Here is a 312-nt window from a genome sequence, read left to right as displayed (position 1 = left end):
CAGTGAAGACGGTGTATGGCAAACCATCAATACCAGCTTTATTGAAATCGATCTGAACAACAAAACCATGCATTCAGACCAACCCGTTACCATCTTAGGGGTTAATTACACCATTCGCGGCAATGGTTTTAGTGCTGATATGAATAGCAAACAATTTGAATTACTGGATCATGTAGAGACCATCTATGGCAAAGACAACTAAATTCAACCTGCTGCTGGCCGCCCTGCTGCTGAGCGCATCAGCTAATGCCATCAATCAGGACTTTAATGAACCCATCCGGGTAGCCTCTAAGTTCCAGTCTGGTGACGGTA

The 312-nt window shown here is 44.6% G+C and carries 1 protein-coding gene; it reads left to right on the top strand.

The genetic code is table 11. The features are described from left to right. Positions 1-202, top strand: a 202-nt coding sequence (lptC, locus tag J0A66_RS22565) for an LPS export ABC transporter periplasmic protein LptC (RefSeq protein ID WP_206576051.1), incomplete at its 5' end; no start/stop codon positions are given. Positions 203-312: the final 110 nt, after the last annotated feature.

The sequence above is a fragment of the Bowmanella dokdonensis genome (assembly GCF_017254865.1).
Taxonomy (GTDB): Bacteria; Pseudomonadota; Gammaproteobacteria; order Enterobacterales; family Alteromonadaceae; genus Bowmanella; species Bowmanella dokdonensis.
The sequence above is the reverse complement of the archived record's forward strand: the minus strand, read 5'-3'. Positions and strand labels throughout refer to the sequence as shown.